This window comes from Streptomyces sp. HUAS MG56, assembly GCF_058673395.1.
This window is the reverse complement of sequence record NZ_CM178722.1, coordinates 2,464,317-2,481,022: the sequence shown is the minus strand read 5'-3', so window position 1 is coordinate 2,481,022 and position 16,706 is coordinate 2,464,317. Positions and strand designations below refer to the sequence as shown.

Below are 16,706 nucleotides of genomic sequence, written 5' to 3'. Positions count from 1 at the left end.
GGTCCCACCGGCGTCCGCCAGCCCGCGGCCCGAGCCCTCGCCACGGTGCGTGCAGCTACGCGGCGTCCGTACGGCCCCATAGTGCCGGTATACCCAAGAACCCACTCTCACGTGGCGTCGCGCTCCCCCACCCCTAACGCGCCCCATGTACCTCCTTCTCAGGCTCCTCCGCCTGCTCCGTGGCCCGCGGCCGCAACATCGTCGCGGCCAGTACCGCCGTGCCGACGAGGACGGCCGCGGCCACCCCTGCGACCGTGGTGAAGCCCTGGTCGTAGGCGCGGCGGGCCGCTGTGGTGAGGTGCGTGGCGGTGGTGGCGGGGAGCTGCTTCAGGACGTCCTCCGCCGAGGCGAACGACTCCTGGGCGGTGCTCTGTTGTCCCGGGCTCAGCCCGGGGACCTCGGGCAGCGAGGTGCGGTAGGTAGCCGCCAGGGCGGTGCCGAGGACGGCGACGCCGAGCCCGGCGCCGAGCTCGAAGGACGTCTCCTGGATCGCGGCGGCCTCGCCGGAGCGCTCGGGGTCGGCCGCGGCCATGATGGAGTCCGCGCCCAGCGTCATCACGACCCCCGCGCCGAGCCCGGCGGCGATGAGCGGCAGTACGAGCCGGGTGTAGTGCGAGGTGTCCCCGGTCAGCGCCAGGGCCAACGCCGCCGCCGCGAACAGGCCGAGCGAACCGGTCAGTGCCCAGCGGTTGCCCCAGCGGGCAGAGGCCCAGGGCGCGGTCGTGGCACCCACCGCGTTCGCGGCGGCCAGCGGCATGAGGGCGAGCCCCGCCCGCACCGGCGAGAACCCGCCGACCTGCTGGAACCACTGGGTGAGGAAGAACAGCAGCGCCACATAGCTTCCGAAGCAGCCGATCACGCAGAGCGTCGCGGTGGAGAAGCGGCGATCGGCGAAGAGCGAGAAGTTCAACAGCGGTTCCGCAAGCCGCCGTTGACGGCGTACGAAGAGGAAGAGCAGCAGCGCTCCGCCGGCCGCGGCGGCCAGGATGAGCGGGTCGACGCCCACGCGCTCTCCGGCCTGCTTCAGTGCGTACACGACTCCCGCGAGCCCGGTGATCGACAGGGCGACGCTCGCCATGTCCCAGTGGCGCGGGGAGGGGGTGCGGGATTCGGGCACCACGCGGGCGCCCACGACGAGGATGACGAGCACGATCGGCACGTTGACCAGGAAGACCGCGCCCCAGCCCCAGCGTTCGGTGATCAGGCCGCCGAGCAGCGGGCCGAGGGTCGCCCCGACGCTGTGGGCCGAGGTCCAGATGCCGATCGCGATGGCGCGTTCCCGGTCGTCGGTGAACACGACGCGAATGATGGCCACGGTCGACGCCATGATCATCGCGGCCCCGATGCCCAAGGCGACACGGGCGGCGATCAGTTGGGGCGTGGAGTGGGAGAACGCGGCGGCCGTCGACGCGAGCCCGAACACGGCGAAGCCGCTGAGCACCATGCGTTTGCGCCCGATGCGGTCACCGAGGGTGCCGCAGGTGACGAGCAGCGAGGCGAGGGTGAGCGAGTAGATGTCGACGATCCACAGGAGTTGGACGCCGCTGGGATGCAGGTCGAGGGACATGCTCGGCACCGCCGCGTGCAGCACGGTCAGGTCGATCCCGCACAGCAGCAGGCTGGTGGAGACCACCGCGAGGACCAGCCATTTGCGCCGCCGCGCGGCGGCATCCGGTTCTGCCGGGGCCTTCGCGGGGCCTTCGCTGTTCGTCATGCTCGCACTATCGTGGGATACAAATGGATGGCACAAGTACGGTCTTGAATGTGACGTAGTATCAAGATGTATACCGAGCATCAAGGTGTATACCGTGGTGGAGGTGAAGACGTGCGCGACGGTTCGGAACGTGCGGAAGGTACGCCGGAATACTGCGCGATCGAGAGCGCCATGGAAGTTCTGGGCGGCCGATGGAAACTCGCCATTCTCAAGGAACTCCTGGCCGGGACAAGGCGGTTCAACGAGCTCAAGCGTGCTCTGCCCCGGATCACGCAGCGCATGCTGACCCGCCAGTTGCGTGAAATGGAGACCGACGGCCTGGTGATAAGGACCGTATACCGAGAGGTGCCGCCGAAGGTCGAGTATTCGCTGACCGAGATCGGGCGAAGCCTCGACGGCATCGCGGAACAACTCGACACCTGGGGGCGCTGGTACCGTGCGAGGTGTGCCGCTGAACCGGGCGCGGACTCCGAATTCCCGGCGGCCGGTTCGCGCGATGTGGATACGGAGCTGCCCGTCGTCCGCACCTAGTACTCCAACTGTAGTACTAGGCCTCGCGCTTGGCGAGTGCGGGTGTCCAGCGCTTGATCAAGTGCGCGAGTAGTGCCGCTGACCTGCGACGATGGGACTTCCCTAAGAGTTGTCCCGCAATGATCACCGGTGAGTCCGGGATGTGGTCGCGTGCAGTGCAGGCCGCTGCTTCATCCGACGAGGGCGTGGTTGTGTAGACGGGCGATGCCGAGCATGGCGTGATGGACACCGTCGCCTTTCAGGCGGCAGTCGCGGAGGATCTTCCAGCCCTTCATCCGGGCGAAGGCGTGCTCGATGCGGGCGCGGACTTTGCGGTGAGAGGCGTTGTGTTCCTCCTTCCAGGCCGGGAGTTCAGCCTGGCCGCGTTCGCGGCGGTGCGGGATGACCAACCCGGTGCCCCGGTAGCCGCCGTCCGCGATGACCGTAGTCCTGCCGACGGCGGCCTTCGTACTCGACAGCACCGACGCCTTGCAGTCGTTGCGGTTGCCGGGGACTGGCCGGCCGACCGCGACCGCGAGCCGGGTGTCGGCATCGATGACGACTTGGTGGTTGGTCGAGTACCTGTAGTTCTTCGACTGCTCGGCGATCGTGTGGTCGCGCGTGGGCACCAGGGTTCCGTCCACGATGAGCACCGTGTCCTTGCGGAACCGCAGGCGGGGGCGGAGTGCGAGCAACGGCCCGAGGTGATCGATGATGCGGCCGGCTGCGGACTTCGAGATGCCGAACAGCGGTGCCAGCTGCCGCAGGGTCAAGTTCGTGCGCCAGTAGGTTGTCACCAGCAGCACACGGTCTTCCAAAGGCAGACTCCAGGGGCAGCCTTTGCGTATCGGGTCCGCTCCTTCCTGGCGTAACGCGGTGATCAGCTTGTGGAAGCCGCGCGGGCTCAGTCCGCTGAACGGGGCTATCCAGGAAGGCTCCGACGCCGTGATCACACCAGCCACTGCGTGATCATGGCATCACACCGGCCGCGGATAGGTGGTCACCCTCTTCTCCGTGGAGATCGCGGTCAAAAGGGCGGTTCGCTGCTGCAGCCGCCCGCCCACCGATCCGAGCGTTGCTCGTCAGGCAGCAACACTGTGTCTTCTCCCCAGGACTTGAGACCACGGCGGGCAATGAAACGATACGAGCGGTTGTCGCAGGAGCGAAACAGCCGCAGCAATGGCCGCTTCCCGAACGGCAAGGTCCGGAGCGTGGAGGAAAGCAGAGACAGCCTGGAAGAGCCCGGGACGCAGTGCCCGGATCTGGACGGACTCTGGATACTCCTCCAGGCAAAACCCCACGCCTGCGATGTGGGCCTCTGCCTCGCTGTCGACCTCGATGGCCACCGACGTCACCCAGTCCAGCAAGGCAGCGCGCAGCGGCAGGGCTCGGCCGTCACGGTCGACCACAACGGTGCCCGTGCGCGGGTCGCCGAGGATCGCCGCCACATACGCTGCCGCAGGCACGGTCGCGGAGTAGATCGTGTTCTGGTGATGCACCGGGTCGTCGAGGTGCCGCAGAGCCCTGGCCTGTGTGCCGGCGTCGTCCGCCAACAGTCCGGCCAGCAGAGCAGGAGTTCCTGCGGCCGACCCACGGGCATGTTCGAGTGAAGCCCAGTCGGTCCCCGCCAACAGATCCCATGGGTCTGGCAGCACACCGTCCACATCCGTGATCGTCACACGTCGAGTATGACTGTTGCTCCCGCGCCTGCCACTGGCATCATCTGATGGGGCGTCAGAAGCTAACCAGTGGCAGGATGCGTACCCCGCCGAGAGGAGGATGGGTACGTCCCGCCTTACCGCTTCTGACATCGCCTCCTCTCACCAGTCCACGGGATTGGTGGCGTGCTGCTGGAGATAAGGCGACTGGGCGTGCACCAGTCGATTCACCGTGGCCGCAGTATCCCAACCACCCGGCCAGCTGCGAGGACCAGCCATCGAGACACGCCGGAGGCAGTGCAATCCACCTAGGAGGTCCGCGGCCGCGTGCTGCGCGCGGCCCGCTACATCCCAGGCGAGCAGCTGGGCACCTGCGACGACACCGGTTTCGCCCCATATGCAGACGACCGGTCCACCTCGCGCGAGACCGCCCTCGCCGAGATCCGCGCCCGCATCCGGGGAACTCCCCCGGCCGTGAACCGACGGGCGCGGTGGTCCCTCCCGCGCCACCCCGGCGAGCACCGGCGGGGTGGCGGCGCGAAGGCTGCATGCCTCGGCGAGGCGGTGGCGGGTTCTCGGCGGCGAGCAGCGGCGGACCGGGGAACGCGCTGGGTCGTCCGCCGCCGGACACGGCGGCTAGGGTGCGCAGTCGCGGACGCTGCTGAGCTGGTTGGCCGCGCCGAGCATGACCTTGCGGCTGGCCATGGCCGGCCCCAGGTGGTGGTCGCCGATCACGAGCCGGACCCCGGCCAGGCCGCGCTCGCGCAGGGAGCCCAGGAACTGGGTCCAGAACACCTCTGTCTCGCTGTCGTCGACCATCACTCCCAGCACCTCGCGGCCGCCGTCCTCGGTGATCCCGGTGGCGATCACCACCGCCCGCGACACGATCTGGTGCTCGACACGGGCTTTGCAGTAGGTCGCGCCCAGGTACACGTGCGGGAACCGGACATGCTTCACATGGCGGCCGCGGAAACGGTCATCGATGGGCGGATCGAAGGGAGCGCCGCCACTCGGTGTCCAACCGGCGATCTCCATAGTGGATACGCTGTTGCTGTTATGGTGCTGACCGAGGAGGTGGACGTTTCAGTGGCAGCAGCTGGTCCTACGCGAGCGACCCCGGCATCGGGTCGGGGCCCGGGGCGTCCGCCCGTGCCGCTGGAGCGCATCGTCTCCACCGCCCTGCAGATCGTGGACGATGAAGGGGCCGACGCTCTCTCGATGCGGACGCTGGCCCAGCGCCTGGGCTCGGGCACGGCGACGCTGTACCGGCATTTCGACAACCGGACAGCGCTGGTCGCCCATGTCGTGGACCGCATGTTCGGCGCCGTGGAACTGAACGGCGACGAACTCCTCGCGATGGGCTGGCAGCAAGCGCTGCGGACGGTTGCGCACACCATGTTCGAGGCCCTGGCCCGGCACCGGAACGCGGCGCGCCTGATGGTCGAAGAAATACCCCTGGGGCCGAACGCCATGGCGCTGCGGGAGCACTGCGTCGCGGCGCTGCTCGACAGCGGCTTCCCGCCGCGACTGGCCGCCCACGTCTTTGCCACCCTCGCCCGCTACGTCCTCGGATTCGCCATACAGGTCAACGGTCATGGCGGCGGCGGGCAACTCGCGGACGCACAACGGTCCGCCGTCTTTCAGAACGTCGATCCAGCCTTGTTCCCGGCAACGGTCACCGTCGCCGGGTCGATGCCCGTTCCGATCGAGGACGAGTTCTCCTTCGGGCTCGAACTCCTTCTCAGCGGGCTTGCCCACCTGCGCGACGACGCCTGACCAGCCAGGACGGTGCGAACCTGAGCCGTCCGCCTATGGAGTCATCTCGGCCGGCGCACAGGCGTCTGGGGGCAACCGGTCGCCGGATGGTCAGGCCCACAGCTGTTGTGACCCGTGTGGTCGGCGGTTCGTCAGCGGAAGGCGAAGTGTTCGGCGTGGAGATGCTGGCGGGGGATGCCCTGGCGCTGGAGGGCGCGGGTGAGGTTTTCGATCATGGAGGCGGGGCCGCAGAGGAAGACGTGCGTGTCGGGGGTGATCGGTCCGGCCTCGGCCTGGATTCGTTCGGCGGTCAGACGGCCGTGGCTGCGGCTGAACGTCGGGTGGAGCCGGAACTCGGGGCGGTGTGCTGCCGCTGCGGTGAGTTCCGGGAGGAACGGTGCGTCTTCGGCGGTGGGGGCGCAGTAGAAGAGGTCGGTTTGGGCCGGCGCTGCACCGGGGTGGGTGAGCCAGCCGAGGAAGGGCGCGATACCGATGCCGCCGGCGATCCATATCTGCCGGGGTCCGCCGAGGGTGTGGTCGAACATGCCGTAAGGACCCTTGAGGGTTGCGGGGTGTCCTTCGCTCACGTCCGTGTAGAGGCCGCGTGTACCGCGGCCCAGGGCACGGATGGTGAGGCGTACCGAGCCGTCGTCCTGCGTTCCGGCGACGCTGAAGGGGTGTTCGTGCCAGCCGCCGACCCGCAGGTAGACGAACTGGCCTCCTGTCACGGGAAGCGCCGTCTCGCCGGTGGGCGTGAGGGTGAGGTCGAGGATGTCGGGTGTCGGCCGCTCGACCCGGTCGATGGTGTAGTCAGCCCGGGGTTCCCTGTGCCGTAGCACCAGTTCGTCGTAGGCGTAGGCGGTCATGCCGATGGTGGCCATGGTGACGTAGATCGCCAGGAGGGGCGTGGATCCGTTGATGATGAGGTCGAGGAACCAGCCGTGCAACAGCGCCGACAGGAGCAGCAGGCCGGTGAGGCGATGCAGGAACAGCCAGCGCTCGTAGGGCAGTCGGAGGATGCGGCCGACCTGGCCCAGTGAGATGAGGACGAGCAGCAGCAGGCCGATGGCGGAGACGGCGCCGAGGAGATGGCCCATCCCTACCGACGCGGTCCGGTGGGCGTAGCCGTACTGGCTCCCGTCGAACTTGGAGAAGAAATGGAGGAGCAGGTGGGGGGTGAGCAGGAGCATGGACCATACGGCGTACAGCTTGTGCTGACGGTACATGCGGTCCAGGCCGCCGAACCACTGCTCCAACCACATCAGGCGGGTGGCCAGTACCAGGGTGCAGGACATCAGGTAGGCGGACAGGACGCCGGCGAACTCGCCGACGAAATAGACAGCGCTGAGGCTCTCGGGCCTGAGCCAGTCCCAGGCCAGGTAGAGCATGACCGCTCCGGTCGTGACCGACAGGGGTCCGACGTGGCGCTTTTTCAGGCGCGCGTCCAAGGGGGCGCGCGCGATTCGGACAGCGTAGATCGCTATCACGATCAGGACGGGCATCGTCTACCCCTCGGGGGTCGGCACGGTGGACGAAGGGGCGCCGGTGAAGTCGGGCGGACCGTGCGGTCGCGGCTTGAGCGCCAGCGGGCCCAGGTGGCTGCGTTTCCTGCCACCTTAATATTGGCTACACTGTAGCCGATTATCTGGTTTGGGTCCAGTGGTGTATTCGGATGCCCGGGGGCCGGCAGCGCGGGGCAGCATTGCTTTCAGGGCGAAACTGCCGGAGCTGCCCATCCGTGGAGGCGTGGACTCGATCCGCAGCGCTTCAGGCGAACAAGGCCGCGAGGTATGAGGCGACAAGCACCGCGCACACGGCGGCGGGCACGAGTTTGGCAACCGGGTCGCCCTTGCGCAGGTGTACGACCACAGCTCCGGCGAGCAGCAGGAGAAGCCCGGCCCCCGCGAGGCCGCCGAGCGGCGGCACGGCGAGGCCCAGCGCCACGCCGGCGACTCCTGCCAGTTGCAGCACGCCGATGCGGCGGTAGGCGGCGACGGAGAAGCCGGTCTCGGCGGCAAGCTCGCGTGCCTTCGGCAATGCGAGTGTGTTGAGCACTCCGATTGCCCCGAAGATCAGGGCGATGAGGCAGGCGAGGGTGATGGTGAGGATCATGAGGTACTTCCAGGGTGTCGGCGTCGTGGCGGCGTCACGAGGCTGTTATTGGATGGGTCGGGCGCGGTCGAGTTGCCGCCGGGCGCATCGCTCGGCGACCAGACGGGCGATTTGGTCGATCAGGTCGGGGCTTGTCGACGACCGTCCACTCCTGCGCGCAGCGTGCCCCGCCCCCGGCCCGGAGCCGGGGAGTTCCTCCTGCTCGCTGGCCGTGACGTCGGCTCCGCCCCAGATCACGCTCGGGATGGTGCTCCAGGGCGTCGCGCAACAGCCGTCCGGCGCAGGCTGGCTGATGACGACGCGGTCGGAGAAGTCGACGACCTCGGCGTCCGGTCGGCGTCATCGTGATGACGTGCGCCCCGCGCAGCAGGATGCGGCTCATTCGGTGGCCCCCGGACCGGGGGAGGTGTGGCTCGGCTGGGACATGGTGCGGCTTCTTCTCTACGGCGTCATCGCCCGCACGGCGGCTTGTGTGGTGGTGCGGAAATCCCGGGTGGCGATGTGCCCGATGTAGCCGTCAGGACGGATCAGCAGCAGCGTGTCGCCGGTCAGGCCGTAGGCACTCTGCAGCGTGTTCCTGTGGTCGGAGAAGGCCCGGCCGTCGCCCGCGGCCGGTCCGACGGTCAGCCGCTTCAGCTGGGCGCCCGTCGTCGGCCAGTCGAGGAGTTCGAGGTCCCGGGCGGCGCCGGGGCCGTAGGCGATGGCGGTGAAGTGCGGTCCCTGGAAGAGGTTGAACAGGCGGGTCTCGGCGCCGTCGGCGCCGAGCAGTTGGGCGTCCGGGGCGCGGTCGCCCACGTGCAGTGTGCTGCTGTCGCCGTCGGCGGGGGCGAGCGGGCCGCCGTAGTAGGTCAGAGCGAGCTGCTGCTCGTCCTTGCCGCGTTTCATGCTGGAGGGGTCGAGCTTGGCGATGCCGCCCCACTTCTCCGTGGACAGTCCCAGGACCCCGGCGGCGATCGGCTGCCGCTCGGCCTCGTAGGTGCCCAGCAGGGCCGGGTCGGCGCCGGCGAGGACCTGGCCGAGCTTCCAGCCGAGGTTGTAGCCGTCCTGCATACCGGTGTTCAAGCCCTGGGCGCCGGCCGGGGTGTGGACGTGCGCGGCGTCGCCGACGAGGAAGACACGTCCGCGGCCGTAGTGCTTCGCCAGACGGATGTTGGGCCGGAACACGGACTTCCAGTGGATCTCGTGCAGCTGGATGTGCCGGTTGCGGGTGTGGGAGTGGATCCGGTCGATGATGGCGCCGATCTCCTGGGGCGGCGTCTCGTCGGGCGTGAGCCGGACCATCCACTGGAACATGTCGCTGTCGGGGAGCGGGCAGGCGGCGATGAGCTTGCCGCCGAGGCCGGGCCACATGTGCCAGCGGTTGCGGGCCAGGCCACTGACGGAGGCATCCACGATCAGCACGCGGTCGGACTCGTCCGTCGTCCCGGCGAAACCGATGTCGAGCTGCTTGCGCACCGCACTGGAGCCGCCGTCGGCCCCCACGGCATAGCGGGCGACGACCTCCTCGACCCCGTCCGCGCCCACCACCTTGGCGAGCACCGCGTCCTCGTCCTGCGTCAGCTCGGTCAGTTCCTTGTTGAACTCGACCTCGCGGCCGAGCTCGCTGAGCCGGGCGTGCAGGGCGCGGTCCGTGCGGAACTGCGGGATCAGCCAGGTGTTCGGGTACGGGACGTCCGGAGTTGCCTCTCGGTGGGGGAACATCTTCCACGGCACACTGAGGGGTCCGGCATGGAGCCCGAGCTTGGGATAGAGGTCGCCGCCGGCCAGCACGTCGTCGAGAGCGCCGAGGTCTTCGAGGACTTCGAGGCTGCGGGGCTGGATGCCCTTGGCGCGCGAGCCGTCGAAAGCGTGGGGGGACCTGTCGACGATCCGGACGTCGAGTCCACGGCGTACGAGGTCGATCGCCAAGGCGGAGCCCGAGGGGCCGGCACCGATGATCAGTACGTCGACGGTCTGCGGGTTGTTCATGAGTCGAGCCTTTCAGCGCGTGCGGACACGAACGGGACGAGCTGATCGGCGACGTCGCGAGGCCGTTCGAACGGGGCCATATGTCCGCACTTGGTAATGACGTGATGGTGATGGGGCTTCAGCAGAGCGCGCGCCGTGTCGAAGTGCGCCAGCGGCGTGACGTCGTCCCCGTCGCCCCACAGCAGCAGCGTCGGAATGCCCAGTGCCCCCGTCCGCCGGAAGAGGTCGTCACGGCCGGTCAAAGGCAGGTGCTGCAGGGTGTCGAAGACCGCGTACAGCGAGCCCTCGAAGCGGAGGGTGCCGAGGACCATCTCGGTCAGTTGCGCGCCGAGCTCGGGGTCCCGGACGTTGTGCCCGAGGTGCCCCTGAAGCAGCTGAAGGCCGCGACGGCGGGCGACCACTCCGGCCAGCAGATCGCTGTGCAGCAGCCGGTCGGGGGAGGCCAACCGCGGTTTCGCGAGACCGGCGGGTGCAACGATGGTGAGAGTGGACACCGACGAGCGGTACTGGGCCGCGTACGTCATGGCGACGAGCGCGCCCATGGAGGTGCCGACCAGGTGCAGGGGCCGCGCCGTCAGGCCGAGCCGGTCCGTCAGCTCGGCCAGCTGCCGCGTGAACAGCGTCTCGTCGTATCGCGCCTGCACCCGGTCGGAGTAGCCGCGGCCGTAGGCGCTGCAGGTCAGCGTGCGCAGCCCGCGGGCGTGCAGCTCGCTGACGAGGTCGTCCCAGTAGGACAGCGGGATGGTCAGACCGCCCGCCATCAGGACCACGTCCCCGTCCTCGGGCCCCGTCAGCTCGTAGTGGGTGACGCCGTCGGACAGCTCGATGAAACTGCCGCGCAGCGCCGTGCGCGAGTCGGCGGTGAGCTTGAGGTCCTCGCCCGGGGCGACGAAGTACTTCATGGAACGGGTCTCCTTGCCCTCAGTTCGCGGGGGTGTCGGTGCAGGAGCCGAGGAACTTCGCGATCGCGTCCGCGACCCACTGCGGTTCCTCCTCCGGCAGCAGATGTCCGCCGTGGGGGTGGACGAGCTCCTGGGCACCGGGGATGTCGTGGGCGAAGTGCTGGCCGTCGATGCTCGCGCTGCGCAGCACCAGCGTGGGCACCGTGATGCGGGGGATCTGCGCGCTGCGGTCCGGCTGGTCGGTGTTGCAGAAGTCGACGAAGGCCGAGCGGTTGCCGGGGCGGCTCATGAGCTGGTAGGCGCGGTCCACCATGGCGTCGTCCACGATCTGCGAGTGCGGCCCGACGGCCTCGCGCAGGTTGCGCTCGATGGCCCCGCGCGGCATTACCCGCCTCAGCAGGGGCCGCACCAGCGGGTTGCGGGTCAGGCGCATCCCCGCGGGCACCGTCTTCTCCGGGTAGCCGGTGGCATTGACCAGCACCAGGCCGGTCAGCCGCTCCGGATGATCCAGCGCGATGTTCCAGGCGATGTTGCCGCCCAGGGAATTGCCGGCCAACGCGTAGCGCGGCACGCCCAGCGCCTCCGCGAAGCCCGCCGCCGTCGCGGCGTACGCCGGGACGCGGTAGTCGCGGTCCGGGCGCGGGCCCGTCAGGCCGAACGCCGGCAGGTCGAGACGGATGACGTCGAACGACTCCGACAGGAGGTCCGTGGCGCGGTCGAAGTGCTGGAGGGATGAGGCGCTGCCGTGCAGCAGTACGAGTGCCGGTCCGTGCCCGGCGCGCTTGTAGTGGATCCGCAGGCCGTCCACCTCGACGAACCGGGAATCGGGTTGGGGCTCAGACCAGGTACTCATAATGGATACACTGTTACCGATAAGGTGGTCGTGTCAAGCGGAAGCCCTTGTCGCGGGTGCGGCGCTCTGCCTCGGCCGACCCCTGCGCGACAACCCCGACGCGACGACGCCCGAAGCGGCCGACCAGGTCGCCGAGGATCTGCTGCGGATGTTCGGCCTTCCCGGCAACGAGGCCCACGAGATCTGCCGGCAGCCACTGCCCGACCTGGAAACCGCGGCCGACCGGCAAGGCGCCACCGCTTGAAGCCGAGAACCGCGACCACCCGAACGAAAGGTGTGCAGTACATGACACTCCGACGCGTTCTCGGCGGCCTGGGCGCCGCAGCAACCCTCGGCGCTGCCGCGGCGATCAGCACACGTCGCCGCGCTCTGGCGGCAGTCCCCCGCGAGCTGCGGCACCCAGTGCTCTTCCTCCCGCTGAACTTCGGCAACCCGATCACTCTGGCCATCGCCCGCCGCCTCGTGCCCTTGGCGGGAGCCGCCTCCAGGCCCGGCGTCCGCATCGAGCGGCGCACGCTGCCGGCCACGACCGACGACCTCCCCGTCGAGGTGCTCACCTACCAGGCATCAGGCCAAGCGCCGCGCGCAGCGCTGCTTTGGATCCACGGCGGAGGAACCGTCATGGGTGCCGCTCGGCAGGAGAACACCTGGTGCAGCCGCGTTGCCGACGAACTCGGCGCTCTGGTCGTCAGCGTCGACTACCGCCTCGCACCCGAAAATCCGTACCCCGCAGCTTTGGACGACTGCTTCGCTGCGCTCCGCTGGCTTCACGCCAGCGCCGCCGCCCTCGGCATCGATCCCGCCCGCATCGCCGTCGGCGGCGAAAGCGCCGGAGGCGGACTCGCCGCCGCCGTAGTCCAGCGCGCCCACGATTCAAGAGTGCCGGTCCGGTTCCAACTGCTCCTCTACCCCATGCTCGACGACCGCACGGCTCTACGCGTCGACCCTCCCAACAGCGCCATCTATACGTGGACCCCGGACTCCAACCGCTTCGCCTGGACCTCCTACCTCGGCCGCCCGCCACAGGACCGCGACGATCGCCCCTACATTGCGGCGGCAAGGCGTAAGAACCTCGAAGGGCTGCCGCCCGCATGGATCGGTGTGGGCGACCTCGACCTGTTCCACGACGAAGACGTCGACTACGCCCGACGCCTGAGCGAGGCCGGCGTCGCCTGCGAACTGCGGCTCGAACCAGGCATGTACCACGGTGCTGATGCCTTGCTCGACGGCAAAGCACCTTCAATGACCGCTTTCCGCACTGCCGCCCTCGACGCTCTGCGAACTGCCCTGGCAAAACCCTGACCGCCCCGGACATGCCGAACCAGCCTCGGCGACTGCGCGCGTGGCGACAGCCCCCGAACACGGCCGCCAAGGGCGGCCAGGGTGCGCCGGGCGACACCCGAATTCAGGGACACCCTCGGCGGGGGCGGTACGGCCGGCGCTCCGGCATCCGGCGTCCCCGCGACCTGCCCCACCGGCACCAGCTGGGGCGGCGACGGGGTCGGCGTGCCTGGCCGCGCCCGGAGCCGTCGGCGGTGACGGCTGCATCACCGATCACTCACTGACGCGCTAGCTGCCCGAGCGGGAAGGTGCCATCCGCTTGGGCCTCCTCAGCGGCAACAGCGGGTGGGCTGTCCTCCAACCGTCGTCGGATGCTGGCGTACTTCTCGGGCCCCACTCGGGCGAGGCGGCCAGCTGGTCCTCGACCCAAGCGTCGATGCTCCTGCCCATTCCTCATCGTACGTGTCCATGCGGTTACCCCTTGGCAACGCCCCAGGTCATGGGTTGCGTCCATGGAGATGGTGTACGGGTTCGACCTGATCCGGGGTTTGCTCCGGCATCGGGGTGAGGCCCGCATAGACGAGCGGCCACCGGCTGATCTTCGAGGTGTCGAAGCTCGAAGGAGATCAGCACGATGACCGCACCAGACAGTCTGCCCCTGCACGCCCTCGCCGAGGACAACCTCGCCGCGGCGAGTCCTGATCTGCTGCGCGCGATGGTCAAAACGTTCGCCGACGCGCTCATGTCCGCCCAGGCCGACGCTCTCTGCAATGCCGAGTACGGGCAGGTCAGCGACGAGCGAGTCAATCACCGCAACGGCTACCGCCCGCGCGAGTGGGACACCCGCGCCGGCACCGTCGAACTGGCCGTCCCCAAGCTGCGTCAGGGCAGTTACTTCCCGCACTGGCTCCTGGAACGCCGTCGCCGGGCCGAGCAGGCTCTCGTCTCAGTGGTCGCGACCGCCTACCTGCTGGGAGTGTCCACCCGCCGGGTCGAGAAGCTCGCCGAGTCCCTCGGCGTGACCCAGCTGTCGAAGTCGCAGGTCAGCTCGATGGCCCGGCATCTGGACGAGCAGGTCGCCGCATTCCGTAACCGACCCCTGGACGCCGGGCCGTATGCGTTTGTCTGGGTCGACGCGCTGACCCAGAAGGTCCGCGAGGGCGGCCGCATCATCAACGTCCACGCGCTGATCGCGGTCGGCGTCAACGCCGACGGGCACTGTGAGATCCTCGGCATCGACGTCGCCACCGCCGAGGACGGCGCCGGCTGGCTCGCCTTCCTGCGCTCCCTGACCGCCCGCGGCCTGTCCGGCGTCCAACTGGTCATCTCGGATGCGCACATGGGCCTGGTCAACGCGATCGGCGCCACCCTGCCCGGCGCGAGCTGGCAGCGATGCCGTACTCACTACGCCCGCGCGTTGCTGAGCCAGGTGCCCAAGTCGGCCCAGCCCTGGGTGGCCACGCTGCTGCGGACCGTCTTCGAACAACCCGACACCGACGCCGTCCAGGCCCAGATGCGGCACGTCCTGGACGCTCTGGAAGCCAAGTTCCCCAAGGCCGCAGCCCACTTGGACGGCGCTCAGGGCGACGTGCTGGCATTCACCGGGTTCCCGCGCGAGATCTGGCGGCAGATCTGGTCGAACAATCCCCAGGAACGGCTCAACAAGGAAATCCGTCGCCGCACCGACGTGGTCGGCATCTTCCCCGACCGCACCGCGCTGATCCGCCTGGTCGGCGCGGTCCTGGCCGAGCAGAACGACGAGTGGACCGAGGCCCGCCGCTACATGGGCCGCGAGCTCCTCGCCAAGACCCGTCTACACCCGATCGAGTCAGAAACCGACGAGACCGTCCTGCCCACCGAACTCACCGCATAGCCTCAAAGCGAGATCACCGAGTGGCCGTCAATACACCACTCCGGCGGACGTGACCAGGTCGCCTGCCCAGCTCGACGCCCTCTTCGCAAACCACGACATCCTCATGACCGGCCGGACCGAGCTGCCTCCTCCCCTCTGAGCTGGAGATGCCCGAGACGCAGTGCTCCGCCGGTGCCTGCCCGCACTGCAGCCTGCCTGCCCCCTCACGCCAAAGGCCCGCACCACCACGGAACTTGAGGCCGCCCGGTTTCAGCCTGCGAATGCTTTCGGTTCGCGAATTGTGCCGAGAGGTATTGACGCTGACCACCGGTTCTCTATGATCCGGTTGCTCGGCTCTTCGACCTTTGTTCGGTATCGCGAACAGCGCCGGGACTGCACCGCATCGACAGTCCGCACAGCCTCCGACGGGGCCAACCGGACCGCTTGCTCAAGGATTACGAGGATTACGAGGTCGTCCATGCGCAGACATAGTTTCAGCCGCAGGCATCCGTCCGCGGTGTTCGCCGCCGCGATTACGGCATTGGTCTCGTTGGCGGCGCTGCTCGTCGCCGGCCCGGCTCAGGCGGCAACCAGCGGCGCCTTACGCGGCGTTGGTTCCGGCCGGTGTCTCGATGTGCCGGGCGCCAGCCAGACCGACGGCACGTTCCTGCAGATCTGGGGCTGCACGGGCGGGTCCAACCAGCAGTGGACGCTGACGGACAGCAACCAGCTGACGGTGTACGGCAACAAGTGCCTGGACGTCCCGGGCCAGGCCACCACGGCCGGGACCAAGGTGGAGATCTGGGCCTGTAACGGCGGTGCGAACCAGCAGTGGCGGGTGAACTCCGACGGCACGGTCGTCGGCGTGGAGTCCGGGCTGTGCCTGGACGTCTCGGGCGGCGCCACGGCCAACGGCACGGCCGTGCAGCTCTGGTCGTGCAACGGCGCCGACAACCAGAAGTGGACCGGCCTGTCCGGAGCGGGCAGCACGTGTTCTCTTCCGTCGACATACCGGTGGACCTCCACAGGTCCGTTGGCGCAGCCGGCGAACGGCTGGGTCTCGCTGAAGGACTTCACCAACGTGGTGTACAACGGCAAGCACCTGGTCTACGGCTCGACCGTCGACCAATCCGGGTCATACGGCTCGATGGGTTTTGCTCCCTTCACGAACTGGTCGGACATGGCGTCGGCCGGCCAGACCGGGATGAACCAGGGCACGGTGGCGCCCACGCTGTTCTACTTCGCGCCCAAGAAGATCTGGGTGCTGGCGTCCCAGTGGGGTCAGTGGCCGTTCTTCTACCGCACCTCCAGCGATCCCACCAACCCCAACAGCTGGTCCGCGCCGCAGGCACTGTTCACCGGCAGCATCCCGGGCGCCGGCCCGATCGACCAGACCCTGATCGCCGACGACCAGAACATGTACCTGTTCTTCGCCGGTGACAACGGCAACATCTACCGGGCGAGCATGCCGATCGGGAACTTCCCGGGTAATTTCGGCTCGTCGTACACGACGGTCATGACTGACACGACGAAAAACCTGTTCGAGGCGCCGCAGGTCTACAAGGTCCAGGGCCAGAACCAGTACCTCATGATCGTCGAGGCTCGCGGTGCGAATGAGGACCGCTTCTTCCGTTCGTTCACGGCCTCCAGCCTGGACGGTCCGTGGACCCCGCAGGCCGCCGGCGAGAGCAACCCCTTCGCGGGCAAGGCCAACAGCGGTGCCACCTGGACCAACGACATCAGCCACGGTGACCTGGTCCGCAACAACCCCGACCAGACCATGACCATCGACCCCTGCAACCTGCAGCTCCTCTACCAGGGCAAGTCCCCCAGCACACCGCCGGGCACCCCCTACAACCTGCTGCCGTGGCGACCGGGTCTCCTCACCCTGCAACGCTGACCCCGACCGGTATTCACCGCCTTGAGGAACTCCAGCCGTGCGTCGGCCGGGGTTCCTCTCTTTCGTGTCTTTCGTGGACGGAGCCCGGAGCGGCCGGGTCAGTGAGCCTCCGCCAAGGAAGTATCAATGCTGCGGCCCACCCCATGGGCCGTGACTCCCCGGTGAGTGTCGGGGACGGCCTCGTTGCCGTGCCGCACTCGA

The 16,706-nt window shown here is 68.6% G+C and carries 14 protein-coding genes and 1 pseudogene; 6 read left to right on the top strand and 9 right to left on the bottom strand.

Going from position 1 to position 16,706, the window contains the following annotated elements:
- Window positions 1-133 precede the first annotated feature (133 nt).
- Window positions 134-1,714 carry an MFS transporter gene (locus tag AC4OXY_RS11875; RefSeq protein ID WP_491993889.1) on the bottom strand — a complete coding sequence of 527 codons (1,581 nt, stop codon included), beginning with the start codon at window positions 1,712-1,714 and terminating at the stop codon, window positions 134-136.
- 171 nt (window positions 1,715-1,885) lie between these two features.
- Here AC4OXY_RS11875 and AC4OXY_RS11870 point away from each other — a divergent pair, with 171 nt between their 5' ends.
- A complete protein-coding gene (locus AC4OXY_RS11870; RefSeq protein ID WP_491994819.1) occupies window positions 1,886-2,245 on the top strand; it encodes a winged helix-turn-helix transcriptional regulator in 360 nt (119 codons plus the stop codon).
- Between the two features lie 170 nt (window positions 2,246-2,415).
- On the opposite strand, the gene AC4OXY_RS11865 is transcribed toward AC4OXY_RS11870, so the two are convergent.
- From AC4OXY_RS11865 to AC4OXY_RS11855, 3 genes and pseudogenes are all read right to left on the bottom strand, one after another.
- A complete protein-coding gene (locus AC4OXY_RS11865; protein ID WP_491993888.1) occupies window positions 2,416-3,186 on the bottom strand; it encodes a transposase in 771 nt (256 codons plus the stop codon).
- Between the two features lie 120 nt (window positions 3,187-3,306).
- A complete protein-coding gene (locus AC4OXY_RS11860) occupies window positions 3,307-3,903 on the bottom strand; it encodes a hypothetical protein (protein ID WP_491993887.1) in 597 nt (198 codons plus the stop codon).
- A 645-nt stretch (window positions 3,904-4,548) separates the two neighbouring features.
- Window positions 4,549-4,854, bottom strand: a pseudogene (locus AC4OXY_RS11855) (transposase); the annotation flags it as partial.
- 177 nt (window positions 4,855-5,031) lie between these two features.
- Here AC4OXY_RS11855 and AC4OXY_RS11850 point away from each other — a divergent pair.
- Window positions 5,032-5,658, top strand: a complete 627-nt coding sequence (locus AC4OXY_RS11850; protein WP_356037232.1) for a TetR/AcrR family transcriptional regulator C-terminal domain-containing protein — start codon at window positions 5,032-5,034, stop codon at window positions 5,656-5,658.
- A 131-nt stretch (window positions 5,659-5,789) separates the two neighbouring features.
- Here the strand turns inward: AC4OXY_RS11850 and AC4OXY_RS11845 are convergent, their stop codons facing one another.
- From AC4OXY_RS11845 to AC4OXY_RS11825, 5 genes are all read right to left on the bottom strand, one after another.
- The gene (locus AC4OXY_RS11845) at window positions 5,790-7,139 is read right to left on the bottom strand and encodes a ferredoxin reductase family protein (protein WP_491993886.1); all 1,350 of its coding nucleotides are present in this window, start codon (window positions 7,137-7,139) and stop codon (window positions 5,790-5,792) included.
- A gap of 265 nt (window positions 7,140-7,404) precedes the next feature.
- On the bottom strand, window positions 7,405-7,749 hold the full coding sequence (locus tag AC4OXY_RS11840) for a DoxX family protein (protein ID WP_356037226.1): 345 nt from the start codon (window positions 7,747-7,749) through the stop codon (window positions 7,405-7,407).
- Between the two features lie 441 nt (window positions 7,750-8,190).
- A complete protein-coding gene (locus AC4OXY_RS11835; RefSeq protein ID WP_402065245.1) occupies window positions 8,191-9,717 on the bottom strand; it encodes an FAD-dependent oxidoreductase in 1,527 nt (508 codons plus the stop codon).
- Window positions 9,714-10,619 carry an alpha/beta fold hydrolase gene (locus AC4OXY_RS11830; protein WP_491993885.1) on the bottom strand — a complete coding sequence of 302 codons (906 nt, stop codon included), beginning with the start codon at window positions 10,617-10,619 and terminating at the stop codon, window positions 9,714-9,716. The genes AC4OXY_RS11835 and AC4OXY_RS11830 overlap by 4 nt, the downstream gene beginning before the upstream one ends.
- 19 nt (window positions 10,620-10,638) lie before the next feature.
- Complete coding sequence (locus AC4OXY_RS11825; protein ID WP_491993884.1) at window positions 10,639-11,472, bottom strand: alpha/beta fold hydrolase; 834 nt, start codon at window positions 11,470-11,472, stop codon at window positions 10,639-10,641.
- 1 nt (window position 11,473) lies between these two features.
- On the opposite strand from AC4OXY_RS11825, the gene AC4OXY_RS11820 reads away from it, so the two are divergent.
- The 4 genes from AC4OXY_RS11820 (at window position 11,474) to AC4OXY_RS11805 (ending at window position 16,505) form a co-directional block, all read left to right on the top strand.
- Window positions 11,474-11,716 (top strand): hypothetical protein, encoded by a 243-nt coding sequence (locus tag AC4OXY_RS11820; RefSeq protein ID WP_376288370.1) that lies wholly within the window; start codon window positions 11,474-11,476, stop codon window positions 11,714-11,716.
- A gap of 41 nt (window positions 11,717-11,757) precedes the next feature.
- On the top strand, window positions 11,758-12,774 hold the full coding sequence (locus AC4OXY_RS11815; protein ID WP_491993883.1) for an alpha/beta hydrolase: 1,017 nt from the start codon (window positions 11,758-11,760) through the stop codon (window positions 12,772-12,774).
- A 613-nt stretch (window positions 12,775-13,387) separates the two neighbouring features.
- Window positions 13,388-14,626, top strand: coding sequence for an IS256 family transposase (locus tag AC4OXY_RS11810; protein ID WP_491993882.1), 1,239 nt, complete (start codon window positions 13,388-13,390; stop codon window positions 14,624-14,626).
- Between the two features lie 457 nt (window positions 14,627-15,083).
- The gene (locus AC4OXY_RS11805; protein WP_491993881.1) at window positions 15,084-16,505 is read left to right on the top strand and encodes a non-reducing end alpha-L-arabinofuranosidase family hydrolase; all 1,422 of its coding nucleotides are present in this window, start codon (window positions 15,084-15,086) and stop codon (window positions 16,503-16,505) included.
- Window positions 16,506-16,706 lie beyond the last annotated feature (201 nt).

Excerpts from the sequence above, each read along its gene's own strand:
- AC4OXY_RS11830 (WP_491993885.1), bottom strand. The coding sequence starts at position 10,619 with ATGAAGTACTTCGTCGCCCCGGGCGAGGACCTCAAGCTCACCGCCGAC.
- AC4OXY_RS11815 (WP_491993883.1), top strand. The coding sequence starts at position 11,758 with ATGACACTCCGACGCGTTCTCGGCGGCCTGGGCGCCGCAGCAACCCTC.
- AC4OXY_RS11820 (WP_376288370.1), top strand. The coding sequence starts at position 11,474 with ATGGATACACTGTTACCGATAAGGTGGTCGTGTCAAGCGGAAGCCCTT.
- AC4OXY_RS11875 (WP_491993889.1), bottom strand. The coding sequence starts at position 1,714 with ATGACGAACAGCGAAGGCCCCGCGAAGGCCCCGGCAGAACCGGATGCC.
- AC4OXY_RS11840 (WP_356037226.1), bottom strand. The coding sequence starts at position 7,749 with ATGATCCTCACCATCACCCTCGCCTGCCTCATCGCCCTGATCTTCGGG.
- AC4OXY_RS11870 (WP_491994819.1), top strand. The coding sequence starts at position 1,886 with ATGGAAGTTCTGGGCGGCCGATGGAAACTCGCCATTCTCAAGGAACTC.
- AC4OXY_RS11845 (WP_491993886.1), bottom strand. The coding sequence starts at position 7,139 with ATGCCCGTCCTGATCGTGATAGCGATCTACGCTGTCCGAATCGCGCGC.
- AC4OXY_RS11810 (WP_491993882.1), top strand. The coding sequence starts at position 13,388 with ATGACCGCACCAGACAGTCTGCCCCTGCACGCCCTCGCCGAGGACAAC.
- AC4OXY_RS11805 (WP_491993881.1), top strand. The coding sequence starts at position 15,084 with ATGCGCAGACATAGTTTCAGCCGCAGGCATCCGTCCGCGGTGTTCGCC.
- AC4OXY_RS11835 (WP_402065245.1), bottom strand. The coding sequence starts at position 9,717 with ATGAACAACCCGCAGACCGTCGACGTACTGATCATCGGTGCCGGCCCC.
- AC4OXY_RS11825 (WP_491993884.1), bottom strand. The coding sequence starts at position 11,472 with ATGAGTACCTGGTCTGAGCCCCAACCCGATTCCCGGTTCGTCGAGGTG.